At 45.6% G+C, this 24,142-nt stretch carries 28 protein-coding genes; 12 read left to right on the plus strand and 16 right to left on the minus strand.

Going from position 1 to position 24,142, the window contains the following annotated elements; all coding sequences use genetic code 11:
• Window position 1: 1 nt before the first annotated feature.
• From hemC to BLU87_RS05010, 4 genes are all read right to left on the minus strand, one after another.
• A complete protein-coding gene (hemC, locus tag BLU87_RS04995) occupies window positions 2–958 on the minus strand; it encodes a hydroxymethylbilane synthase (protein WP_092345315.1) in 957 nt (318 codons plus the stop codon).
• Between the two features lie 47 nt (window positions 959–1,005).
• On the minus strand, window positions 1,006–2,286 hold the full coding sequence (gene hemA / locus BLU87_RS05000) for a glutamyl-tRNA reductase (RefSeq protein ID WP_092345317.1): 1,281 nt from the start codon (window positions 2,284–2,286) through the stop codon (window positions 1,006–1,008).
• Window positions 2,287–2,310: 24 nt separating this feature from the next.
• The gene (gene ccsB, locus BLU87_RS05005; RefSeq protein WP_281242505.1) at window positions 2,311–3,147 is read right to left on the minus strand and encodes a c-type cytochrome biogenesis protein CcsB; all 837 of its coding nucleotides are present in this window, start codon (window positions 3,145–3,147) and stop codon (window positions 2,311–2,313) included.
• A 132-nt stretch (window positions 3,148–3,279) separates the two neighbouring features.
• Window positions 3,280–3,858, minus strand: a complete 579-nt coding sequence (locus tag BLU87_RS05010) for an SIS domain-containing protein (protein WP_175498269.1) — start codon at window positions 3,856–3,858, stop codon at window positions 3,280–3,282.
• A 205-nt stretch (window positions 3,859–4,063) separates the two neighbouring features.
• Here BLU87_RS05010 and trxA point away from each other — a divergent pair, with 205 nt between their 5' ends.
• Window positions 4,064–4,393: a thioredoxin gene (gene trxA, locus BLU87_RS05015; RefSeq protein WP_092345321.1), complete on the plus strand. Its 330-nt coding sequence runs from the start codon at window positions 4,064–4,066 to the stop codon at window positions 4,391–4,393.
• Between the two features lie 45 nt (window positions 4,394–4,438).
• Here the strand turns inward: trxA and BLU87_RS05020 are convergent, their stop codons facing one another.
• From BLU87_RS05020 to dapF, 4 genes are read right to left on the minus strand one after another with little or no spacing between them, the layout of a single operon-like run.
• Window positions 4,439–4,963 carry a hypothetical protein gene (locus tag BLU87_RS05020; RefSeq protein WP_139167469.1) on the minus strand — a complete coding sequence of 175 codons (525 nt, stop codon included), beginning with the start codon at window positions 4,961–4,963 and terminating at the stop codon, window positions 4,439–4,441.
• A gap of 7 nt (window positions 4,964–4,970) precedes the next feature.
• Window positions 4,971–5,420, minus strand: a complete 450-nt coding sequence (gene dtd, locus BLU87_RS05025) for a D-aminoacyl-tRNA deacylase (protein ID WP_092345325.1) — start codon at window positions 5,418–5,420, stop codon at window positions 4,971–4,973.
• A 1-nt stretch (window position 5,421) separates the two neighbouring features.
• On the minus strand, window positions 5,422–6,069 hold the full coding sequence (locus BLU87_RS05030) for a pyrimidine 5'-nucleotidase (protein WP_092345498.1): 648 nt from the start codon (window positions 6,067–6,069) through the stop codon (window positions 5,422–5,424).
• A gap of 10 nt (window positions 6,070–6,079) precedes the next feature.
• On the minus strand, window positions 6,080–6,919 hold the full coding sequence (dapF, locus tag BLU87_RS05035) for a diaminopimelate epimerase (RefSeq protein WP_092345327.1): 840 nt from the start codon (window positions 6,917–6,919) through the stop codon (window positions 6,080–6,082).
• Window positions 6,920–7,030: 111 nt separating this feature from the next.
• Between dapF and BLU87_RS05040 the strand changes: the two genes are divergently transcribed.
• Window positions 7,031–7,657, plus strand: a complete 627-nt coding sequence (locus BLU87_RS05040; protein WP_092345329.1) for a hydroxyacylglutathione hydrolase family protein — start codon at window positions 7,031–7,033, stop codon at window positions 7,655–7,657.
• A gap of 6 nt (window positions 7,658–7,663) precedes the next feature.
• Here the strand turns inward: BLU87_RS05040 and BLU87_RS05045 are convergent, their stop codons facing one another.
• Genes BLU87_RS05045 through prmA form a run of 3 tightly spaced genes read right to left on the minus strand, consistent with a single transcriptional unit; the run spans window position 7,664 to window position 10,708 of the window.
• A complete protein-coding gene (locus BLU87_RS05045; protein WP_092345331.1) occupies window positions 7,664–9,013 on the minus strand; it encodes an RDD family protein in 1,350 nt (449 codons plus the stop codon).
• Window positions 9,014–9,052: 39 nt separating this feature from the next.
• Window positions 9,053–9,778, minus strand: a complete 726-nt coding sequence (locus tag BLU87_RS05050; RefSeq protein WP_092345333.1) for a 16S rRNA (uracil(1498)-N(3))-methyltransferase — start codon at window positions 9,776–9,778, stop codon at window positions 9,053–9,055.
• A 9-nt stretch (window positions 9,779–9,787) separates the two neighbouring features.
• On the minus strand, window positions 9,788–10,708 hold the full coding sequence (gene prmA / locus BLU87_RS05055) for a 50S ribosomal protein L11 methyltransferase (protein WP_092345335.1): 921 nt from the start codon (window positions 10,706–10,708) through the stop codon (window positions 9,788–9,790).
• Between the two features lie 340 nt (window positions 10,709–11,048).
• On the opposite strand from prmA, the gene BLU87_RS05060 reads away from it, so the two are divergent.
• From BLU87_RS05060 to BLU87_RS05080, 5 genes are all read left to right on the plus strand, one after another.
• Window positions 11,049–11,723, plus strand: a complete 675-nt coding sequence (locus tag BLU87_RS05060; RefSeq protein WP_092345337.1) for a response regulator — start codon at window positions 11,049–11,051, stop codon at window positions 11,721–11,723.
• Window positions 11,724–13,163, plus strand: coding sequence for a sensor histidine kinase (locus tag BLU87_RS05065; RefSeq protein WP_092345339.1), 1,440 nt, complete (start codon window positions 11,724–11,726; stop codon window positions 13,161–13,163).
• A 312-nt stretch (window positions 13,164–13,475) separates the two neighbouring features.
• A complete protein-coding gene (locus BLU87_RS05070; RefSeq protein WP_092345341.1) occupies window positions 13,476–14,843 on the plus strand; it encodes a sensor histidine kinase in 1,368 nt (455 codons plus the stop codon).
• Between the two features lie 20 nt (window positions 14,844–14,863).
• On the plus strand, window positions 14,864–15,619 hold the full coding sequence (locus BLU87_RS05075; RefSeq protein ID WP_092345343.1) for a response regulator transcription factor: 756 nt from the start codon (window positions 14,864–14,866) through the stop codon (window positions 15,617–15,619).
• 146 nt (window positions 15,620–15,765) lie between these two features.
• Window positions 15,766–16,503: a FadR/GntR family transcriptional regulator gene (locus BLU87_RS05080; RefSeq protein ID WP_092345344.1), complete on the plus strand. Its 738-nt coding sequence runs from the start codon at window positions 15,766–15,768 to the stop codon at window positions 16,501–16,503.
• Window positions 16,504–16,506: 3 nt separating this feature from the next.
• On the opposite strand, the gene BLU87_RS05085 is transcribed toward BLU87_RS05080, so the two are convergent.
• Window positions 16,507–17,364, minus strand: a complete 858-nt coding sequence (locus BLU87_RS05085; RefSeq protein WP_092345345.1) for a GGDEF domain-containing protein — start codon at window positions 17,362–17,364, stop codon at window positions 16,507–16,509.
• Between the two features lie 179 nt (window positions 17,365–17,543).
• On the opposite strand from BLU87_RS05085, the gene BLU87_RS05090 reads away from it, so the two are divergent.
• From BLU87_RS05090 to BLU87_RS05100, 3 genes are read left to right on the plus strand one after another with little or no spacing between them, the layout of a single operon-like run.
• Complete coding sequence (locus tag BLU87_RS05090; RefSeq protein ID WP_092345346.1) at window positions 17,544–17,843, plus strand: nucleoside triphosphate pyrophosphohydrolase family protein; 300 nt, start codon at window positions 17,544–17,546, stop codon at window positions 17,841–17,843.
• Window positions 17,833–18,300 carry a peroxiredoxin gene (locus BLU87_RS05095; protein WP_092345348.1) on the plus strand — a complete coding sequence of 156 codons (468 nt, stop codon included), beginning with the start codon at window positions 17,833–17,835 and terminating at the stop codon, window positions 18,298–18,300. Before BLU87_RS05090 ends, BLU87_RS05095 begins: the two co-directional genes overlap by 11 nt.
• Before the next feature lie 3 nt (window positions 18,301–18,303).
• Complete coding sequence (locus tag BLU87_RS05100; RefSeq protein ID WP_092345350.1) at window positions 18,304–18,789, plus strand: MaoC family dehydratase; 486 nt, start codon at window positions 18,304–18,306, stop codon at window positions 18,787–18,789.
• A gap of 153 nt (window positions 18,790–18,942) precedes the next feature.
• Here the strand turns inward: BLU87_RS05100 and BLU87_RS05105 are convergent, their stop codons facing one another.
• Complete coding sequence (locus BLU87_RS05105; protein ID WP_092345352.1) at window positions 18,943–19,767, minus strand: DUF4405 domain-containing protein; 825 nt, start codon at window positions 19,765–19,767, stop codon at window positions 18,943–18,945.
• Window positions 19,768–19,956: 189 nt separating this feature from the next.
• Window positions 19,957–20,472: a SprT-like domain-containing protein gene (locus tag BLU87_RS05110; protein WP_092345354.1), complete on the minus strand. Its 516-nt coding sequence runs from the start codon at window positions 20,470–20,472 to the stop codon at window positions 19,957–19,959.
• Between the two features lie 92 nt (window positions 20,473–20,564).
• Here BLU87_RS05110 and BLU87_RS05115 point away from each other — a divergent pair, with 92 nt between their 5' ends.
• Window positions 20,565–21,518, plus strand: coding sequence for a rhomboid family intramembrane serine protease (locus tag BLU87_RS05115; protein ID WP_092345356.1), 954 nt, complete (start codon window positions 20,565–20,567; stop codon window positions 21,516–21,518).
• Between the two features lie 416 nt (window positions 21,519–21,934).
• Window positions 21,935–22,483, plus strand: a complete 549-nt coding sequence (locus BLU87_RS05120; RefSeq protein ID WP_092345358.1) for a PEP-CTERM sorting domain-containing protein — start codon at window positions 21,935–21,937, stop codon at window positions 22,481–22,483.
• Between the two features lie 57 nt (window positions 22,484–22,540).
• On the opposite strand, the gene dinB is transcribed toward BLU87_RS05120, so the two are convergent.
• Together dinB and BLU87_RS05130 are read right to left on the minus strand one after the other, a co-directional pair.
• Complete coding sequence (dinB, locus tag BLU87_RS05125; protein WP_092345360.1) at window positions 22,541–23,626, minus strand: DNA polymerase IV; 1,086 nt, start codon at window positions 23,624–23,626, stop codon at window positions 22,541–22,543.
• A gap of 73 nt (window positions 23,627–23,699) precedes the next feature.
• A complete protein-coding gene (locus tag BLU87_RS05130; RefSeq protein WP_092345362.1) occupies window positions 23,700–24,128 on the minus strand; it encodes an FKBP-type peptidyl-prolyl cis-trans isomerase in 429 nt (142 codons plus the stop codon).
• Window positions 24,129–24,142 lie beyond the last annotated feature (14 nt).

A 24,142-nucleotide genomic window follows, 5' to 3' on the forward strand; every position in this document is an offset into this window, starting at 1 on the left:
ATCAATCCCCTTCAGTGTTGAAGGTTTCACAACCGTAGACTTCGTTAAGAATTTCTGCAGCCCCTTGAGACAGCAACTCTTTCGCTAAGGCGACACCGGTTGCAAATGCCTGATCAACATGACAGGTCATGGTTTCTTTCAACATTTTCTGACCGAGGACATCTGAAACTAATCCGGTCAACTCTAATTGATCGCCCGTGACAGTACCAAAAGCGGCAATTGGAACCTGGCACCCACCTTCAAGTGTTGACAACACAGCACGCTCTGCCGTCACAGCGTAAGAGGTTGGCAGGTGATTGAAAAAGTCGATCAATTCGTTGGTGGCATCATCATCAATGCGACTTTCTAAACCCAGAGCGCCCTGCCCAATGGCGGGAAGACAGATCTTAGGATCAAGATATTCGCCAATTTGTGCAGAAAATCCAAGCCGATGCATTCCCGCAGCAGCTAAGACAACAGCGTCAAGGTTGTCATCGGTCAATTTACCGATTCGGGTTTGCACATTACCACGGATATCAACCATTTCCAGATCGGGACGGCGATGAAGAAGTTGCGCTTTACGCCGTAACGAAGAGGTGCCGATTCGGCCATTCTGCCGGATCTCTGCAAAGCTCTTATATCCCGGTTTCAAGACCACAATATCACGCGGGTCTGCCCGCTCCGTAATACAACGCAGCCCGGTACCATCAGGAAAAAAGGTGGGGACATCTTTCATTGAATGAACCGCAATATCGACCTCGTCACGCAACATCGCCTCTTGAATCTCTTTGACAAACAGCCCTTTTCCACCCACCATCGCCAAAGGAACATCGAGAATTTTATCGCCCTGAGTTTTAATTTTGGTCAGTGTAACCTCCAAATCAGGATAGCGTTTTTCTAGTTCTTCTTTGACCCAGTTAGCTTGCCAGAGGGCTAAAGTACTTGCGCGAGTGCCAATTCTCAAAGTGCGAGTGGACATAATGTCTCCTTGTTATATGGATATAAATTATTTTATTTTTGGCCGTTTTATTTCTGCCTATCAACATCCGGCAGATCGAACAATGTGCGGACCGCATCAAGGTACAAGCTACTATCATCCTCAGTGCTGGTCTGTTTCAGAACATGAGTAGGATGATGCAATATTTTGTTAATAATAGCACTGCTCATCGACTCGATTGCTTTACGTTCTTTAGCATTCAAACCATTCAGGTTGGAAAAAGTTTTTTCCACTTCGCCCTGACGTACCTGCTCCATCTTCTGACGCAGAGCGACAATTGTCGGCTTCACTTCCAGAGTTGCCAGCCAGCGTTGAAACTGTCCTACCTCTTCGTTAATAATGAGTTCTGCTTTGGCGGCCTCTTTTTGTCGTTCCTTCAAGTTTGCCTGTACAACACCCTGCAAATCATCGACATCGTAGAGATAAATGCTATCCAACTTATTTGCGGCAGGATCAATATCCCGTGGTACCGCAATATCAATCAAGAACATCGGCTTGTAACGTCTCTCCTTACAAACTGCTTTGAGTTTTTTGGCCCCCAAAACATAGTCGGGAGCACCGGTCGAAGAGAGGACAATATCAACTCGGTGTAACTGTTCTCGAAAGTTTTCAAAACTAACGGCTGTTCCGTTAAATTCTTCCGCCAGCCTCTCCGCCCGACTGAACGTTCGGTTTGTGACTAGAACGTTGGAAACACCATTATTGATAAAGTGTTTTGCTGCCAGTTCACACATCTCACCGGCACCAATCAACATAACGGTTTTATTCTCCAGAGAGTCGAAGATTTTACGAGCGAGTTCAACGGCGGCAAAAGAGACGGAAACAGCATTGCTGGCAATTGCAGTCTCACTGCGAACCCGTTTGGCCACTGAAAATGCTTTCCGCAGAAAACGATTCAGAATTAAACCGACAGTCTTATATTCACAAGCATAACCGTAAGCGGTCTTGATCTGTCCCAGAATCTGCGGTTCACCAATCATCATGGAATCAAGACTGGACGCAACCCGCAGCACATGCACGATCGCCTCCGCTCCAGAAAAATCATAGAGATGGGGAGCCAGAACATCAGACTCCAAGCCATGAGATTGAGCTAAAAATTGTTTCATTTCCATGATTGCAACATCGGGTTGACGACTGATGCCATAGAGTTCAACACGGTTACAGGTTGAAACAATCACAGCTTCAGAAACAGAGGGCAGAGCCAGAAGCTGCTTCAGAGGATGTTCTATTTCAGCGGGAGAGAAAGCGACTTTCTCTCTTATTTCTACTGGGGCCGTTTTATGACTTAACCCCACGATAACAATATTCATATATATTTGCTCTTCAGACTTTCATCAAAGAATGGCAAAAGCCTCAAAGGTGTGATAGCCACCAAGCAACAGGTTTACCCCAAGGAAGGTAAACAACAAAAAGATAAACGCGATGATAGAAAAAATGGCGGCTTTGCGGCCACGCCAACCAACTGTCAACCGTCCATGGAGAAGCGCCGCGTACAGAAACCAGGTGATCAACGCCCAAGTTTCTTTTGGGTCCCAGCTCCAGTAAGTGCCCCAAGCCGTATTGGCCCAGAAAGCACCACTAATAATCCCCAGCGTCATCAATGGAAAACCGACACTCAGACAAGTATAATTAACTCTATCCAGAATATCCAGAGAGGGCAATAGCTGATAAAGCCCGGTAAACCGCTTGCTTTTCAACATGCGATTTTGAATCAGATACATTACTCCAGCCCCAAAGGAGAGGGCAAAAGCTGCATTTCCCAAAAAAGCAAAAACGATATGGACGGGGAAGAGCCAACTTTTCAAAACCGGATTTAACTGGACCACCACGTTTGGGCTTAACGCACTGGCAATCATTAGCAGAAAAGCCAATGGAGCCGCAAACGCCCCCATCACCGACAGATGAAAGCGGAGATCGAGCAGTAAAAAGAGTAAGACCAGACACCAGGCAAAAAATGCGAGTGATTCGTGCAAACTGGTAACAGGCGTTCCTCCTGCGGTCGAATGCCGCACACCAAAACATGCTGCGTGCAAGATAACCCCTGCCAGCAGCATCCAACGACCGGCACGACCAACTTGCGACCGCTTACCCAGCATAGCAACAAGATAGCAAATACTCGCCAGCAGGTAGATGAGGGTTGTCGCGCCAAATAACAGGTTCATTGTTCCCATAGCACCCCTTCTAGTTATTCAATCAGAACTGATCATATCAATATTGTTAAACTTCAACGAACTGCAGGATTGTATTTTTCACGACCATTTCAGTCAACTTCTTTCTATTTTTCCCCCAAGAAACTTTATTGATCACCGTCCGAAAAGTTCGGCCTCAACCAACTCACACAATATATGACCAGCAAATTGGGAGAGTTCAAGCTGACGCGGAGTCGAGGTTGTTGCCAGATTAAGACAGATATCAATATCGACACTTTTCAGTGGATCTTTCAAACAATCGTACGAAATCAGCGCTATTCCTTGTTCATTCTCGACAACTTCTTCACACAAGTTTTTAAGTGCCAGAGCATCAGAGCCATCATTGTACAACAACAACAGATGTTGCTCAGAGGCTATGGCGCGATAATGGCGCACCAGATGCTGCCCATACTCTTCCGCAGCCAACATCTGGCCATTCAAAATGGCATCACTCCCAAGACAAACGGCAGGGAGAACCGGACGATCAAAGCTGAGTCGAAAAGCAAATTGACTCGCAAGTTGTTGCGCTACAGGTTGCAACACGCCATTGCCGGCAATCAAAAGATGCCCTCCTTCTGCAAAAAGCGCAGCAAGCCGCTTCGCCAGAAGGACTAACTCATGACTTTGCTCACGACTGAAACGCTCTAGCAGTCCAATCGTCTGCTGACATGCAGCAGATATTCTCTGGTTCATTTTTATCTCCATCATAAAATAGAACGGCAATAGCCCCCCAGCCAACAGGCATGATATGAGGCCATCCCATCACTGTCAAGCAGGAGGAATAAAGTGATTACATCTTGATTTTCCTCCAAATTTGTATATATTGAAGAATTGAACATTTTCTTGACGATATGTCTTACTCAATGACACCCAAATAATGTAAAAGGAGAAATAAGTAATGGCTAGTGATAAAGTATTCACATTCACCGACGCACAATTTGATGCTGATGTTTTAAAATCAGAAACTCCTGTTCTGGTTGATTTCTGGGCAACTTGGTGTGCCCCTTGTAAAGCAATTGCACCAGTTCTGGATCAGATCGCCGATGAATTTGATGGTCAAATAAAAATTGGCAAGGTCAATGTCGATGAGAATCCGACAACTCCAGGGCAATATGGCGTCCGCGGTATTCCTACAATGATCCTGTTTAAAGGTGGAGAAATCGTTGATCAACTGGTCGGCGCTGTACCTAAAAAACAAATCGAAGCACTACTGCAAAAAGCGTTATAAGCGTATAAACCCAACGGGCCCCTTGAAGAGGCCCGTTGGGTTCAACTAATCAGCAATCTCATCAAGCCAAGAATTCATTTTCTCCTCTTCTTGCCACGACATTTTCTCGTCACTCATCTCTGCCAACAACTGCTGCTTATCTGCACGGACTTTTTCTATCAATTGATTGGCTTCTGCTATGATGCCTCGCGAACGATAGCTCCAACGCCGGTTGGCACGGCTTTTTTCTTCCACCGCATAATTGTACTGCTTCGCTAACTGTTCTGCGCGTTGCAGCAGATTCTCCACACGTTCTTTTTGTTGCTGCTGTGCCATCTCAACGTCATGAACTTCCTGCTCAAACTCAGCACTTACTCCTGGTGAAACTTTTTGAGCCGGGACATAATTCAGATTATCGGGATCTTCCGTTTCAACGACCTTCACCTTACCGCGACATTCCTCAGGAAGCGCCTGTAGATTGTCACTCATATAGAGTCGACCCTGCTTATCACGACAAGAATATGTCGTTGCTTGCGCTGTCACGCTGATAAACATCATAACCAGCAACAAAGACAAAAACTTTACCATCATCTCCTCCTTAAAAGTTTCGATGACTATCAAGCAGAATGGTGACAGGTCCATCATTGATCAGGTCGACCGCCATGTCGGCCTGAAATTGACCTGTTTGGACTTTAACTCCTCGCCCCTTTAACTGCGCCACAAAATAATCACAAAGGGGAGCAGCTATTTCCGGTAACGCGGCAGCAGAAAATCCGGGCCGACGCCCTTTGCGACAATCGGCCAGCAAAGTAAATTGTGACACAACCAACACCTCACCAGCACAATCAAGAACAGAAAGATTCATCTTTTCCGCCGAGTCTTCAAAAATTCTCAACCGGGCTGTTTTCTCTGCAAGATATTCCGCATCTCGCTGATCATCACCGACTTCCACCCCCAGAAGCACCAACAAACCAGATCCAATTGCTGCAATCTGGACATCATCAACGGTCACCCCGGCACGGTTCACTCTCTGGATAACAGCACGCATTTCAGGCCCTCAACCAATCGTCAACTAATTCACCGATATCTGCTGAGCGCTCCAGTTGTGCATCAACATAATCGCACCTCGGGGCAAGAGAACAACCTGATCCGACAAGCACTGTTTTCATTCCAAACTCTTTTGCCATTTTCAGGTTTTGTAGCTGATCTTCTACCATAATACACTGCTCCCCCGACAGTTCCAGTTCGTCCAGAATCTGCTGATAAGGGCCGGGATTCGGCTTTGGTTGGTAAGCGGCGGTGCGAATATCAAAAACTCCAGCGAATAAACCATCCAGGCCAAGAGCCGTCACCACGCGATCCACATGACAGCGTGAACCATTAGTAAAGACATAACTTGGCAAGCGGAGATTACTTAATGTCTGTCGTAGCGCAAGATCAAGAGAGAGCTTGGAACTGACATCAACCGCATGCACATAATTAAGATAATCTTCGGGATCCACACCATGATAACGGATCAACCCCTGTAATGTTGCACCGTAATCTTCCCAGTAGCGCCGTCGCAAACCATCGACATCTGCAGGGTCAATCGCAACCACTTCTTCCATGTAACGATTGATCCGCACATCGATCAAGGAAAAGATATCTCGCTCTGCTGGATACAGAGTGTTATCCAGATCAAACAAAACTGCCTGCATTGCTGTCTTCTTATTTGGGATCATAATTTCCGCTAAAGACCTCAACAGCCGGGCCAAGCATCATCACTGGGCCATTTTCCAACCATTCCAACTCCAAGTCACCACCGCGCAGATGATTAAGAATCTTCCGCGTTGTGCGACCAGTCAAAACCCCCGCAACAGTGACAGCCGAAGCTCCGGTCCCACAGGCAAGGGTCTCACCAGAGCCACGTTCCCAAGTTCGCTGAATCACTTCTGATGGACTAAGAACCTGGACAAATTCAACATTGATCCGCTCAGGAAACCAGGCATGGTTTTCAATCAACGGGCCGATCCTGTCAACCGGAAACGACTCAACCTCATCGACAAAAATAACGGCATGAGGATTGCCCATGGAGACACAGGTGACCTCATATTGTTGGCTATCAACGGCCAGAGAGATTGATACGGCTTGCTCCAATTCAGGACCGGACATGGGAATATCGCCCCGTCTTAATCCGGGAGCGCCCATATTGACCTGAACTCGATCCACCAACCCTGAAGGTCCCGTACGCATAAGTAACGACCGGAGACCGCTACCTGTTTCTACACTGATATCCAGTTTTTCAACCAGTCCGTGATCGTAGGCATACTTGGCAACACATCGGATCCCATTCCCACACATCTCCCCTTCGCTCCCATCCAGATTAAACATCCGCATGCGCACATCCGCAAATTTTGAAGGGAGGATAAGAATCAGCCCGTCAGCGCCGATTCCAAACTGTCGATGGCTGACCTGACGTGCCAATGTTGCAGGGTCATCAACCCGCTCTTCAAAGCCATTCACATAGACATAGTCATTTCCAGCCCCGTGCATTTTTGTGAACTTCATGATTTCTCCCCGGAAACGGTTGTGATAGATGATCTTCCAGTACTATAATTCAGTAGAAGCGATGGACTCAACAGATTAGTTATCATAGCAGATATCTCCAAGGAGACCGTTTTGAAGAATGCTACTTTTAAAATCATTCAGCTCCATGCCAGTGAGATGGATAATTTCTCTTACTTGATCTACTGTCCGAAGACATTACGCGGGGCAGCTGTCGACCCGTCAATGCGCCCTGAATTACTTCTGGACGCAATCAAGAAGCACGCGATTCAATTAGAGTTCCTCCTCAACACCCATGGACATGCTGATCATATCTCAGGCAATAAACTCATTTTGGATCACACGGGAGCCAAACTGGCTGCGCACCCTGCTGACATGCCAACAGCCGATATCCTCCTTGCAGAGGGGTCTGAAATTGTGCTGGGAGAGGGGACTATTGAGGTCATGCACACCCCAGGACATACTCCAGGCTCTGTGGTGTTTAAAACTGACCAACAGATCATCACTGGAGACACCTTGTTTGTGAGTCGCTGCGGTCGCGCAGATCTACCGGGAAGTGATGTTGTCGCGCTCTATCAGAGCTTACAACGATTAAAAAAGTTGCCGGAAGAGACCAGAATCTACCCTGGCCACAATTATGGTCCCACCCCAACGTCAACCATTGGTTGGGAATTAAAAAATAATGAGTATTTAAAATGTCCAGATTTACAAAGTTTTACCACCTTGCGCCTTGGGGGATGAGAACCGTTAGACCTCCACAGGTAAGTGACGCAAAACAACAACCCGTGTCCCAGCCAGCCGATCATTCCAGCCCCGACGTTCGGGACTGGTCAATACCAGCAAATATCCAAGCCCCACCGGAATCAATTGAAACAGACCGCCGACGCTGCGTAAAAAAGCTTGGGAGAAAATCAGAGTCCCTCCATCAATGGCTTCAACACGTAATCCAGCCAACATCTTTCCCGGTGTTTGCCCGGTGAGAAAGTGGAACAGGGTAAAGTAACCAAAAGCCAGAAAAAACAGCACCAGAAAATAAGGGACAGAGAGATCTACCATAGTTTCCAGAGAAGGGAACAAGCGGGTTTTTTCGGTCGACATCGCCGCTTCTGCAGCCACAACAAAACTGATCCCAACAACCAGCAGGATAACAGCATCAACGGCAAAAGCTCCGACACAGGAAGCCAATGAAGGATGTTGGCACCGGGAACGGGGCGCTCCATCAACAGCTGGAGCTGCAGGAACTACGGTAGAAAAATCATTCAGCCGATGACTAGACTCTTCTTCCAGAGAAGCCTCAACATCAATCGGCTCTTCGAGAGAAGGTGGGACCATCTCTGTCATCTCCAAGACGAAAATCTCCCCTTCCCCATCAGGGGCTAAAGAGGCATCTTTATCGATGGGCTTCGCAACATCCTCAACAATTGAAACGTGAGGATTCTGTTTTTCAGAAGTTTTCAAGACAGACACCGGAGCCCCCACAGGCTGTGGAGACTCCGGTAAGTCAAAAGGGCGCGGAGGATCCTCCTTAGTCTCCGAAGGGTCAGGACTGACCGTACCTTTAGGTTCATCTTCGAAAGAAAAGTCACTATCTTCGGCAGCGCCGCTAACTTTGTCTGTCGGATCAAAACCAAAGTCATCCTCTAGTTCATCGTCGTCATCAGGCAAATCAAAAGAGAAGTCTTCTCCGGCCTCAGCTTCCGCAGCAGCCTTTTTATCTTTAGGAGCTTCAATTGTCTCTTCAACATCTTCTTCATCCGGAGCTTCTTCAAACAGCTCATCGAATGAGAGATCATCATCCTCAGCACTATCCCCCATAAAGTCAAAACCGAAATCATCACCATCGGTTCCATCGACGACAGGTTCTCGGCTTGGTGCACTCTCTGCTGCCGTCACTGTTCCGGTCGCTGCGGTCACTGCGGCATCAGCTGCAACACTGTCAAACTCAGGTTCTTCAGCACCACCAGAAACACTCATTTGTCCGGGAAACAGGACACTCTTGATGCCAAAGCTCTGTTTGAATTCAACCAGATCCTTACCGCATTTTTTGCAGCTATCAAGATGGTCAAAACTGTTGTAGCCACATTTAGGACATCTCATGACTTTTCCTTTCTTTTATACATAGTCACCTAAACCATGCTAGCCTGAAGCCAAATCCCCATAAAGATATTGTAAAATCGCCATTATCGCAAGTCCTGCCGTTTCAGTCCGCAGAATTCTAGGCCCGAGACTCACGGATTGATACCCTTGTTCCTGAGCTTGTTCAGCTTCCCGTTGACTAATGCCACCCTCAGGCCCGACCAAAACTGCAATCCTTTGCGGTAGAGATTGTGGTAGAACCTGTTGCAGAGGCACAGCACTCTCCTCCCAGAGCAACAACTTTAAATCTGCATCCACCGTTGATAATGCATTGGTCAATGTCGTATCTGCTGTAAGTTGCGGCAAATGATACTGTCGACATTGTCTGGCCGCCTCTTGAACAATCTTTTGCCAGCGCTCCAAACGTTTCTGCTTCCGGTCGGACTTCAAAGACCCAACACTCCGCTCCATGGGTGTCAGATGGAATTCATTCACCCCGAGTTCTGTCCCCTTTTGGAGAACCAACTCAAGCTTATCTCCCTTGGGCAATCCCTGAATTAGGGTCAAAGAACACAAAGGGGCAGGACAAAGATCCACCTGTAAAATTTCAGCAGCGAAGTTCGCTCTTAAAATCGCCGTAGCAACCAAGCCAAAGCCATTAAAAAATTGAACTTTCTCCCCTGGATTTAATCGTAGGACAGTGTGCAGATGTCTTTTCAACTCTTTTGGCAAAGGGAGAACAGTACCACAGCACAATTCTGATTCAGGGAGATAAAAACAGCGCATGGTATGTCTCTAAATAACTCTCTGCCCAGCCAGACAGACCCACTCATCTTGATAGCGACTGGGAATCATCTTTATAGGAAGTGCGGCAAAAGCCTCACGAACCAGAGCCTCTTTTTCAGTCAAGATCCCAGACAAGACCAACCAACCTCCTGGTCGTAAATGGTCCATAAATGCCAATTTGAGACGGATATTTTCTTCTGCCAGAATATTTGCAACGATTAAATCAAATTCAGACGTCAGTTCTTCCAAAGAGAGTTCGCTGACCTCTATCTTTTTGGTGTAGTTGTTTTTGTTAATATTCTCAAGGGCCACGGAACAAGCAACAGGGTCAATATCGTTAGCAACAATCTGGGGACAACCAAGAGCGGCCGCGCCTAAAGCCAATATTCCTGATCCCGTGCCAACATCAAGCATTGTCTGTGGAGGATTTGTGCGACTCAGTAATTCCGCTACCATTTCAAGACATAACTTGGTGGTCGCATGGGTTCCTGTCCCAAAAGCCATCCCAGGATCAATCTCAATAACAGCCTCGCTTCCGACTGGGATATAATCTTCCCAACTGGGATGGATAACCAGTTTATCACCAATATGAAAAGCTGAAAAATTTTGTTTCCAATTTTCAGACCAGTCTTCCATCCGCACCGGCCCTCCCAACTGCATATCAATATCCTGATCCTTGAGTACGGGGATCTGTTTAAAAGCAGACATCAGCGAAGAGATCAAGTGTTCAGGATCAGAGACAGCGGGGAAATAAGTCTGGAGCGTGTAAATCGCAGCAGGATTCAAATCGTTGTCAGGAACAACAAAGGTGTCGAGAGAAACCGCATCAACAACAGTTCCAGAGCAACCAAAGTCGTCCAGAGCAGTCGTGACGAAATCGACAAGTTCACCTTTTACCTTAATCTCAATGACAATCCATTCATTTTTCATATTTAATAATTAACAGAAGCTATCACTTAAAAGCAACAAATAATCAGAGGTAAGACCCAAGCAGTTGTAAAATCTAAATATAAGGACTTCTCCAGAAAAGAATAATTAAAGAAAGATTATTATTATCCTTGCACACTCTGTACGTCTCTGATAAAGTTGTTAAAATTTTCATGAGACTTCGCTAGTAAAAGTTAAAAAGGGGCTTATTTTACCTCTTTTTGTCCATTTACTGGCTTTCTTCATTTCGTTGAAGATAAAATAACAGTTCTGATATAACGAATTATGATGAATGCCATATTCTTAATGACATGTGGCAAAATAAGTACAAAGGAGAAACACAATGCACATCTTAGTTGTTGAAGATGAGAAAAAGGTCGCCAGCTTTATTAAAAGGGGACTCGAAGAGGAAGAGTTTACCGTTGACGTTGCTTACGATGGTGAAGATGGCATGCAGATGGCTATCGATTCACCCTACGATCTTATTCTTATGGATGTGATGCTCCCAAAAATAGATGGCTTAAGCGCAATCAAAGAACTACGCGAAAAAGGGATCTCAACACCGATTCTATGCTTGACGGCAAAGGACACTGTTGAAGATATTGTTTCTGGGCTCGACTCCGGGAGTGACGATTACCTGACTAAACCATTCGCCTTTGCTGAATTAATTGCCAGAGTCAGAGCTCTCATCCGCCGGGGATCACAAGATCGTGGGGCCGAGCTCTACTTCGCTGACTTGCGTCTAGATCCTGTCGGTCACAATGTCTGGCGTGGCGACAAAGAAATCGACCTGACTTCAAAAGAGTATGCCCTGCTGGAATATTTCATGCGGAGCCCCAATCAGGTTCTTACCAGGACCATGATTGCAGAGCATGTCTGGGATTACACTTTCGACTCCTTCACCAATATCATTGATGTTTATGTCAACTACCTGAGAAAGAAAATTGATCGGGATTTTGACAAAAAGTTGATTCATACTGTTCGTGGAGTTGGATACGTTTTAAAGGAGTCTGATTAATTGACTCGTAACACCCATCTAAAAAGTCGCTTCCCTTCTTTAAGCTTGCTGTTTCTGGCAATTGTTTTGATTGGAAGCGGTTTTTTTTGGCATACAGATCATCAGCAGCGACTCCTTAATCAAATCGACAATCAATTATTGTCGACAGCTCAGAATGTGTCGTTTTTTTTCAACAACATTCCGACGGACAGCTCTGCTAAGAAATATCTCTGCAAAAGACTGACTGATTTTTCAGCCATGTCAACGGTCTCTTTGAGTCTCTCGATCTACTCCGCTCAAGGAGAGCTACTCTGCCTTACGGAAGAGGTGGCCTCAAATCAGCGCATGTCTCTGGACAAAAAGATCAATCCCCCAAAAAGCATGACGTTGAAAACCGTCATCACTCCGCAAGGTGAACTGCGTTCGCTAATATACCCCATCAGCAAGCAGGACACTCCTGCCTTGTCTTTGGTCATCAACCACAATCTAGCAGAGCTGAAAAACCAATCACATCTCTCTGCATTGATTCTGCTCCTGATCGGTCTCTCGATTTTCACTGTCTTTACTGTCTTGCAGCAGAGAGTTAAAAAGGCAAACCTGGCAGTAATTAAACGCTTGGCCCTGCAGATGGGACGCGCCGACGAAGAGGATCATCCAGCGTCATTTGTTGTCCCCACATCCGTCGAGCCCGAGATCCAGGAGTTAGCTTCCAGCTACAATCACATGATGACACGCAGGGAAGATATTCTCCGCAGAGCCCATCAATTTACCGCGGATGTCACCCATGAATTACGGACACCATTAACAATTTTACGCGGTGAAACAGAGCTTGCCCTCAGAAATGGAAGAGATCCCAAACGGTTGCGCCAGGTCTTGGAGTCAAACCTTGAAGAAATCAGCCGCATGAGCTACCTGATTGAGGACTTACTGCTATTATCAAAAGGTGATTTAGGTGAAATTCCATTAAAGAAAGAACCCCTCCTGCTCAACGAATTAATTATTGAACTGCACCACCAGGCACAGCTCCTGGCAACGGCTAAAAACATTAAGGTTGAATTGCATTGCCCTAAAGAGTTGGCATTTCTTAGAGCTGACAGCTTGCGCTTGCGACAAGTGTTTTTAAACCTGCTGACAAATGCAATTAAATACACTCCTGACGATGGCGATGTTTCAATCACCTTGAGTTTTGACGAACAATATGCGGTGATCACAATTACTGATACCGGCATAGGGATAGGCAGCGAGCATTTAGAAACAATCTTTGACCGTTTTTATCGGGTCAACAAAACCAAAAACCGCAATGATGGTGGATCAGGGCTTGGTCTGGCAATTGTCAAATGGATTGTTGAAGCTCACCATGGATCGGTCAAAGTCAGCTCGTCCCTAGGTCAAGGTAGCAGTTTTACAGTGACCTTGCCCCGACTCTCTGATTCAGAAACACTGGTTACCGTTGATCAATAGATGATGCCTGTGCAATTAAAATTCAGGGCTTTAAAATTCCTTATACTTTAGGGGTTCACTTTTTTTCCCGGATCATGTATCTTTTTCTTTAGAAGCCTCTTCGGAAGCTTCTTGCCCCGAAGACCTACCCCCCCTCCAGGTCTTTGGGGCTTTTTTTATCCAAATTGAACCCAGTGGCAATTCTGCACCTTTTTCTAAAAAGATCAATTAAGGCGATGGTTGCTATAGCACTGTCATCACCGTTGGTGCAAAAAATAAGAAATTGCGTATCTGCACAGTGTAATGCTCAATTATAGGTGTTAGTCTGAATAAATGCGCATAACTGTAAAACAACAAGTTCTCTTAGCTCCGGCGACCATCCTGGTCTTATTGATTCTACTGCTTGCTTTTATGCAGTACACTTACTGGGATTTGTCATTTAAGCGTCGGGAAGCCAAGGCCATCGGCACGACCTTTGTTGCCGTTGCAGAAGCGGATATGGCCGCAAGAAGATTACATGTTTTGTTGCGGACCATGCAACATACGGGGATGGCCGCTCCTGAAGAGATGGCTTTGGTTGCTGATCTCTATGAACGCATGCTTGATTCGATTAGTCGCATCAAACCATTTGGCCCTCTCGTTGGTTCAGGACACCTCGCCTCATTGCTTGAACTTGCCGAAAACCTTAACCCTGCAGACAGCCCTGAGACCGAGCAAACGGCAGAATCGTTTGCGCGTTTCAGAGCAGAGCTCTCTGCGTTATCTAACATCACTCAAATCTATCGCAATCAATCACGCGTAGCACAAGAACAAGATATCAACCAACTCGTCGAAAGAACGGCAACAGTCTCCATGTCAGTCCTAGTGCTCGCAATCTTGCTAGGATTATTGATTTCAGGCTACTTTAGCCGGCGCATTCTCAACCGGGTGCAGAACCTTTCTCAAAATGCGGCGAGTATTGCAGACGGAAAGTTGGAAATACCTCCGGCACCGGATCGGATCCGGGACGAGCTGGACACCTTGGCGGTATCAATCAACCGGATGACAAAACGGTTGGTACAAGTCGTTGGAACAGAAAAACTTCTTGAAGGTGCGGAGGAAGAACGACGTCGAATCGCCATGGACCTGCATGACCAATCGCTGTCCGACCTGTCGACGATATTGCGTGGCTTGCAGAATCTGAGAGAAAATCAGTCAGATCCAAGAGCGCATGAGAAAACCCAAAAATTGGAACAGGATCTCGAGCGGGCCATTGCAAACCTACGTGAAATTATGAACAACCTACATCCGCAAATCCTCGACATTCTCGGTCTGGGAGCAGCACTCGAAGCTCACCTTGAACAGCATTGCAATACCGAAGATCTGCCCGAATATCATCTTTACATCGACCCGGAAAGCAACACACTAGACTTAGGCCGACTCAAACAATTGGCCCTCTACAGAATTGCCATTGAAGCAATTCAAAACGTGATTAAACACGCCGGGGCAACGCGTTATGAAGTCAACTTAGAGATCTGTGAGCAGACTCTCGTTTTATCCATTGAAGACAACGGCAAAGGAATGCTGGATCAAAACGGTTCCAACCCGGGACGTGGATTAAATAATATTCGTGAAAGAGCGCGGGCAATCTCTGCCACCGTTGAGTGGAAACCCTCACGGTTCTCCAGTGGCACCCGTTTTGAACTCACGCTGCCCTGTTAAGATGAATTCAGGAGAAAAGCATGCAACCTCTGAATATTCTGATCGCTGAAGACAACCCTAAAGATTTTGAATTTCTAAAACTATTACTTAACGAGTGGGAAGAACCCGTCAACATCACTCGGGCACCCAATGGCAGCACCGCTCTGGAAATAGGGCTATTACGCGACAATCCTCTAGTCATCAGCGACATTCAAATGCCGGAGATGAACGGAATTGATTTTGCCAAAAAACTTTGGCAGGTACAGCCGAAAGCTCGGATTGTTTTCTGGAGCCAATTTAAAGATGAAATGTATGTCCGCGCTCTGGTGAAAATTGTCCCTCCAGAGACAGTATACGGTTATATTCTGAAATCGAGTCCCAGAGAGCGGATTGTTTCCGCCATTCGCACGGTATTGTTAGATGAACAATGTTGGATTGCTCCGGAAGTCCGGAAAGTTCAAGGTCGAGCTGGACATAGCTTGACAGCATTATCTGATATCGAATATGAAGCGCTGCTCGACATATCCTTAGGATTAACTGATAACCTCATTGCACAACGTCGCTATCTATCACGCCGAGGGGTGCAAAGTCGTCTTAATTCCCTTTACAATAAACTGGGGATTGATCAGGAACAGTTCCAAAGTGAAAAATTTGGCGACTCCTTCAATTTACGTAATCGGGCAGTTTCAGTCTCAATCGCTCGAGGTCTGATTAATGCATTTGAAATGGAAACGGAAGAAAAAGAGTTTCAAAACTGGTTTAAACTCTTCCGGCGCACCCATAAGTCTAAAGATTAGTCCCCCTGCCAGCACCATAAAAATATACCCTTTCAATGGATCATCACGGCATTCAGCGGTAACCTGTTGTTCCGGTTTCCTGGTCCCCTCTTGTCTTAAACTCACCACCATGATAAAAGGTCTTACCAAAGAAACCGGAGACAAATATGACCACAGTTTTTAAGCCAATCCGCCCTAAAAAACTTTCTGAAGAAATTGTTGAACAGATTAAAGAATTGATTTCGCGGGGAGACCTCGGTCCAGGACAACGCATTCCGTCAGAGCGTGAATTGGCTACATTTCTCGGCGTCAGTCGTCCGTCTGTCAGAGAAGCAATCATGGTTCTTGAGGCCATGGGATTTCTCGAATCACGTCAGGGGGGTGGCACCTATGTTCGTTCACTTGCAGATGTGACCATGGCCGATCCCCTGGCTAATATGGTTGAACAGCGCGACCCGCGAATGCTGTACGCTTTAACAGAAGTTCGTATTGGTCTGGAAACCTGGTCTGCTTATCTTGCTGCCAAGCGCGCAGAACAACCCGAACTGGATCGGTTACGTGAGCTGTACAACATCATGGAAAAGCAATCTAGTGGTAATGGTTGGGACCCTGAGATAGATTTCCAGTTTCACCTGACCATCACCGCTGCAACACATAATACCCTGCAGATCCATGTTCTGAATACGATCCAGAAACTCTTTCAGACAACTATCATGGTAGCTTTAGGTGAATTCTACAGCAAAGAGGGATACATTGAGCAGCTACTGAATCATCATCGTGAAATTCTTGAAGCAATTGAAGCGCGCGATCCCGAACGGGCGCGGGAGTGGATGTTAAAACATTTGACTCTCGTGGAAGAGAAGCTAGCTATTTTTCTACAAAAAAAACATCCTGAAACCGTCTGACTCTCACCTCTTGACACACCGTTCCGGCTCTTCAAGGTCAGAACATGACATGGTTCTATTGCGACCATTTTTTTTAGCAAAATAAAGGGCCTTATCTGCCTGTCCCAGCAGAGAATGGACCGAATCAATTTCTGGACACACCGAAGAAACCCCCAGACTGACGGTGACCCGTATCGCTTGACTAGGCTTGTCGGCGGTTTCCATGATAATGTCGGCATTCGCAATTTTCAGCCGCAAATTCTCGGCGACAATCAGCGCCGCTGCAGTTTCGGTATGAGGGAGAATGACCAGAAGTTCTTCCCCACCATAACGACAAACGACATCAGAATCACGGACAGTAGCAACAATCAACTCCGCAAGTCGCTTGAGAACAAGATCCCCGACTTGATGCCCCCACCCATCGTTGACTTTTTTAAAGTAATCGACATCCAGCATGATTATCGAGAGAGGCTCTTTGTAGCGTTTTGCCCGTTGGAATTCCCCCTGTAACCTGATTTTCATATAGCGACGATTACAAACTTCCATCAAAGGATCGGTGATACATTCGTGTTCCAATTCGCAGTTTCTTTTGATCGCATTGGACGTTTGCAACGATAAAGAAGTCACAAGAAAAACAAAAACAGCACCGAAAAAGAAAATCCCCGGAACAATAAAATCGACAGAACCCCGATATGAGTCAAAATAACTAACGGTATAAGCGAAGTAGCCACAGATAAACAGGAGAACAAGTATTCTCAGAGCTCCCCACCAGCGGCGCATATTACCCGCAGGCAACTCTGAAATTAACCTCTTAACCGGCCAGAGAGATAATATCATCACCGCCATTGCGAACAAGAGAAGAAGGTTTTTCAAAACAAACATATTTTTTCTTCAGGAAAAGTGTTAGCCAATCCAAATAAACATACCGTAAATTTTAATAAATTAAAACTAAAAGTTACTTTATATGTATTTTAATATGCTTTTTTGACTGCTGCTGTTTTACAAGTATGCTAAATTAGAAAGCTAACCTATTTCATCTTCGTTACATTTTGGATTTTCTTATGGATATACAGTCAATTTATCAAAAAACGATCTCACAGTGGGGCAAAGAAGCTCAATACGACCAGATGGTCGAAGAGTGTGCTGAACTGATTACGGCGCTCAAACACTTTCGCCGGGGCAAGGTGAATCAGCAAGTTGTTATTGATGAACTGGCTGACGTCACCTTGATGCTAGGTCAATTAAGATGGATGTTTGGTGCGGCAGAGGTTGATAGTGCTGTGCAGAAAAAATTGCTAAAGCTCAACCAGTTGATGGAAGGACTCAAACAACACAAACAGGAGACGAATAATGGCGATTAAAGAAGGCTCCCCAGCACCGGACTTTAACTTATCGGGCAGTGATGGAAAAGAACATCACCTCAATGACTATCGGGGGAAAATGCTGATTGTTTACTTTTATCCGAAGGACAACACTTCCGGTTGCACCAAAGAATCCTGCGCCTTTGCAGAGATGTTTTCGGAACTGCAAGCGATGGAGATCAACCTTCTGGGAATCAGCAAAGACAGCCTGACATCGCACGATAAATTCATCTCTAAATTCAATCTCCCCTTCACCCTCATCTCTGACCCTGACAAAGTGATGATGCAGGAATATGAGGCCTGGGGAGAGAAAAAAACCTATGGGAAAGTCAGCGTTGGTTGTATCCGTTCCACGGTCCTGATTTCTGCCAATGGCACTGTCCTTAAACACTGGCCCCACGTCAGGAAAGCCGCAGATCATCCGCAACAGGTTCTGGATTTCATAAAGGGGCTCTGACCTATGGATACCACCGAACAAATCAGGCAGTTTTTGGACTTTTTACAACCTCAGCTGGGACAGGAAGTTCATGTTGGTCCCTGGTTAGAAATTGACCAGCAAAGGATTGATCAGTTTGCCGCAGTCACCGGAGATCAACAATGGATTCACGTCGATCCAGAGCGGGCCCAAAAGGAGTCCCCATACGGCTCGACGATCGCCCATGGCTATCTGACCCTATCTCTGCTCCCCTATCTGACCGAAAGTAATCATCCTGATTTTTTTCAGAACAATTATCCAGGGATGAAATACCGAGTTAATTATGGTTTAAACCGGGTCCGATTTCCGGCACCGGTCAAGGTCGGAGCAAAGATCCGGGCGAGGACAACAATTCAATCGGCAGAACAAATCGGCGGAGCAGTGCAAATTTGTTACATTATTACGATAGATATTCAAGGTGAAAACAAACCGGCATGCAGCGCCGAATTTCTGGCGCGACTTTATCCTTAGAACTAAAAGCTTTAACGCAGAGGCAGAGAGTAGCAGAGAAGTGCATATTTTTTAAACCAGATGAATTGCCCTTCCTGGAGTCTTGGTGGCCAGCGTCTGTCTATAATATTTTTTTTTCCACACGCTGCGATCTCAGGTCCTCTCTGTTAAAAATTATTTTTTTGCCAACGCATAGATTTCTGCATAGATAGTGTGGGGATCAAGATGGTTTGCCGTAGCAATCTCTTTCATCGATTGTTGTGGCTCGGCCGTTATACTCTTCAGTGCCAACCCGTGAGCAATAACCTTCGGGTCTAATTGATACATTTCACATATCTGTGCCAAAGTTCGATTTCCAGTACCACCAGGGGCCTCTTCGGGCATCTCATTGGCTGCCCCCTTACTCCCAGGTTTCATTGCTGCATAAATCTGTTGCGGTGAAACACCATTTGCTTCAGCAATTTCCTGCATTGTCTGTGCTGCCGAGTCCACAGTTATCCCGGCTTGTTTTAGCAATGCCATACTTTCGTCCAGATCAACTTTAACTTTATCCACAAAATCCGCAAGTGGCGACAATTCCGCATGACCATAAGGAGGCTCACCATAGTAAAGATTCGCTTTCTCGGTGATTGCTGCTCCAAAATTAATGATTGAACTCATGGGGGGAATCCCCGCCAAAGTTCCGAAAAAAACAACCAAAGTCACAAGTAATGAAATATTAAAATCAGCCGTAAAGATTCGCAGTTGTTTTGACTTGTTCTGCAGATAACTGATCATCGCTTTCCAGTTGTAATAAACATGCAACAGAATCGAGACCAACAAAAGCACCCCAAGATTAATATGAACCGCTCCCCAGTCTTCCTTAGTAAGCGACCACAATCGGTACCCAGCCCAGTATGCGACACGACCGGAAGGAACAATATAGAGAATGATACTGGTCACCATCAGCAGCACAAAAGAAATTAAAGCCGTCAGCGATGTAATCCTGCGCATATTCATGATTTACAAACTCCCTTGACATTAATAAGTTTGTGAAACATAGCAAAGTTCGAATATTTATGGGGTTAAGTTTTGTAAAATAGATACAGCATCTTGCTAAGTTCAGAACACCATAAACCTTGTAAGTATAAACAATAAAGTTCAGATAAATATTGCGTTCAAATTCTATAAATATATTTATTTATGAAATCAGACGGTTTTCAATCTTCCACCACATTGCTGGTGGGTATATCTTCTATTCCGATTCAAGCGCCTGACCCGATGGAATTCAGTGCCGCACTTTTGACAGACCGCAACCAGTTTCAACCGCTGTTGATGTAGATCTTTTACTGCTTCACTTTCACCAGAACTCTTAGCTGAAATACCCAAAGCATTGGTCCATAACTTCCAAGACGGACCATGTGCTCGCTGATAAGGTTGTGAACCTGCTTTGCGGCTTAAATAGTCGCAGGCATGGGCAACTTCATGGAGAAAGGTCTGCTTCAAATTTTCAGGTTCTTGTGCAAATTGAAGACGGATGCAGACAGGCTCCCCACCCCTGGAAACATAAGCTCCCAATCGACGAGTTGCATGACTTTTCTTGATTGGAATTGTCGCAATTTTCTCAAGAAACCCTGCTTTAGATGCGTTTAAAAGCATCCCTTCTACAGCTAATTCTATCTGTTGCCAAAGATTTAATGCGTCGGCATATTGTTTAACTGTCATGTTCAATCCGTTAAAAATATTGAATAACTGCTACGACTCAAAAAAACCAATAACCAGTACCGTTATTAGTCGTTATCTGCAATGATAAATCCATGACGAAAGAAAGACACATCGAGATTGAACAACTGGACTGGCTTCCAATTCCGCCGACCCTTGAAGATGGGTTGGCTGAGCATGCCATATCTAAACGCCAATTGAAGAATTGGACCCTGGTGTTACAATCACGGCAGATTCCTTGTCGCAGCGAAAAAGTAGATAATAAGTGGCAACTGTCTGTCCCTGTCAGTCACTATCAAAATGCCCTACAAGAACTCATCCAGTACGAAACAGAAAACCAGAACTGGCCACCACCCCCCCCGGCGGAACGGACATTACACGAAAATACCGCCTCAACTATCTGGATTCTAATTCTTCTGGCAATTTTTCACAACGTCACTCAGCATAAGATCAACCTGTTTGGACATCACCCGGTCGATTGGTTTGAACTAGGCAATGCCCATGCTGGAAAAATTCTGAATGGCGAGTGGTGGCGATTGATCACCGCGCTAACCTTACATTCCGGCTTTCTCCACCTGTTCAGCAATATTACTCTGGGTGGAATTTTCATGGTGCGTCTGTGCCGATTACTGGGATCAGGACGCGCCTGGTTTCTGGTTCTCTGCGCCGGAAGTCTGGGGAATTTTCTGAACGCGCTGGTTCAATCTTCTGATCATCGTTCCATCGGTGCATCAACGGCTGTGTTTGGCGCTGTCGGACTACTTGCCACCATCAATATGCTCCATTTTCGCAGCACCCTGCGCAAAAATTGGCCGTTGCCAATTGCTGCGGCATTGGGGTTATTGGCACTGCTTGGTGCCAGCGGAGAAAATACTGATATTGGAGCACATTTGTTTGGCTTTATTTCTGGGAGCGGGTTAGGGTTTATGTCGAACTTCTTTACACAGCACGTTAAATGGTCATGGAAACAAATTGATAGAAAATTGGCTTTGTGTTCTGCCTGCATGATTTTAGGAGCCTGGGGGTTGGCACTAACAGCCAACCTGTAATCCTTATTAGTTGGAATCCATTGCACCACAACTATATAGCCGTAAATACGCGCGGATAGTGCGTTGAAACACATAAATTGTTTAGGATCTGGTAAGAATAGTTATTTTATTTGTAACCATATGAGGCAGAATACGAACTATTACTCCAAGACCTACCCCCTTTCTATACTTTTCAGAAGGCTCTTGGCAAAACATATACAATTCTTAAACGCACCTCATAACTATCTGTTTTTATTATACAACTCATAACAAACACTATCGAGATAGATGTCGACTTTATTTACATACGCAGGATACCACGACAAAACTCCTGTCATTACACCACGTTACAAACTGGCACACTTAATGCTTATAACTACGGTAAGTTTGGGAGCGCTACTCGTTAGATATTTATTCAACAAAAATTGGAGGCAAAAATGAAAAAAGGTCTATTATTAATCATTCTTTTGGTATTCGGTTGGGTTGGAGTTGCAAGTGCAACACCTATAACTCTTATTGACACAACAACGTTCACCGCAACAGGGACAAATGCAGCAGAGGATTATGTTGCTCATGGCTGGGGTGATGTCAATTTACTAGATGGTTTCTCAGATTACGTTACTTGGAATCACTTGTATACTTTTGACCCAGCTGCCGACTCAATCCTCGGTGGAACTCTTACTCTTTCACTTCGTGATGACAGTTCAAAATGGTATGATTTTGGTGAGATAGCATTTGGTTATGCTGAAAGTGGCAACTGGGATTTAGGTGAAATTGACACTGGCATCTATTCATATAATGTAGGTTTGTCCTCTTTAGCTGACGGAGTTTTCCAAGTAACAATTGCTTCTCTAGGCGGTGACTTCTACATTGACAGCTCGGAACTGTCTATTGATTATGCTCCTGTTCCAGAGCCCGCAACGTTACTACTTCTCGGTTCAGGTCTTGCTGGTTTAGCTCTGTATCGTCGCAAGCGCACAAAATAATAAACAAGCACAGGTTAAATTCAAAAGCCCGACATTAATCTGTCGGGCTTTTTACATTCAAACAAACGGCAAATCCATCTGCAATGACTCAACGGCACAAATATCGATTGTCAGATGCGATACCGTCACCCCCAGAAGCCTCACGGCTCGCTCTCCGGCATCGGTCTTCTTCAGCAACCCTCCTGCTATTTCCAAAATATCTGCCGCTGTTTCAATCGGCTTTTCATGACTGAAACTGCGGGTGACTATTTGAAAATCGGCATACTTCACTTTCAGGGTGAGAGTCATGCCACTGGTCTGTTGACTCTCCAGTAAAGCACCAACACGCTGAGACAAATCTCCGATAATTGTCATCATCTGATCAATATCAGTGATATCTTCATCGAGGGTCGTTTCTTTCCCAATCGACTTACGTATTCGATTCGGCACCACGGGGCGCAAATCAACACCACGGGCGATATTGAAATAATATTGGCCAGCCTTGCCGAATTGTTGCTGCAATTCAAGCAGGGAATGGGTCCGCAAGTCGGCACCGGTCAAGATCCCCAATGCTTTCATCTTTTTCTCTGTCACCCGTCCGACACCATGAAAACGACGAATTGGCAACTGAGCAATAAATGGGGCGGCTTGATCGGGGGTGACGACAGTCAATCCAGCAGGTTTGTTGACATCTGAAGCTATTTTAGCGAGAAATTTATTATAGGAGACCCCGGCAGAAGCGGTCAGCATGGTTCGTTGCCGGATATCTTGACAGATATTCTGCGCCACCCAGGTCGCGGATTGGATATTGGCTTTATTCGTGGTGACATCAAGATAGGCTTCGTCCAGAGAGAGGGGTTCAACCAGATCCGTATAGCTCAGAAAAATTTCTCTGATTTGTTGGGAGACCTTTTGATAAATGTCAAAACGGGGACGGACAAACACAACATGGGGACAGAGCCGATAAGCTCGCGCACTGGACATTGCCGAGTGGATTCCAAAGCGCCGCGCCTCATAAGAGCAGGTTGCGACAACACCGCGGCTATCCGGGTTTCCACCAACAGCAATAGGTTTACCTCGTAACTCAGGATTATCCCGTTGCTCAACAGAGGCATAAAAAGCATCCATATCAATATGGATAATTTTCCTTTGATCTTCGACCATCTTTGCAGCATAAAAAAACCACAGAGAATTAACAACCCTGTGGTTCTTTCTTTATACTTAATATATGCGCCGCTTAGTTGATCTCAACAACCTCAAGATCAAAATTAAGGGCCTTGCCTGCCATCGGATGGTTCGCATCAAGAACAATCTTCCCTTCTTCCGCGGACTTAACGGTCAATAGCAGTGGAGTTCCATCTTCTAACTGGGTCTGAAACTGCTGGCCGACTTCTGGAGTTAGACCGTCTTCGAATTGATTAGGATCAGCATCAAAGACCATCTCCTGATTATATGGGCCATAAGCCTGTTCTTCCGGCAATCGCACCTGCTTTTGTTCACCAACCTTCATCCCGATAACGGCGAGATCAAAACCGGGGATAACTTGCCCTGTACCGACTTCAAACTCCAAAGGTTCGGCTTCACGTGACGTATCAAAAACCTCACCATCATCAAAGGTTCCGGTGTAATGAATCTTAACTTTTTTACCGACGACAACTGCTGACATTATTTCTCCTGTTT

It is taken from the genome of Desulfuromusa kysingii, from assembly GCF_900107645.1.
Taxonomy (GTDB): domain Bacteria; phylum Desulfobacterota; class Desulfuromonadia; order Desulfuromonadales; family Geopsychrobacteraceae; genus Desulfuromusa; species Desulfuromusa kysingii.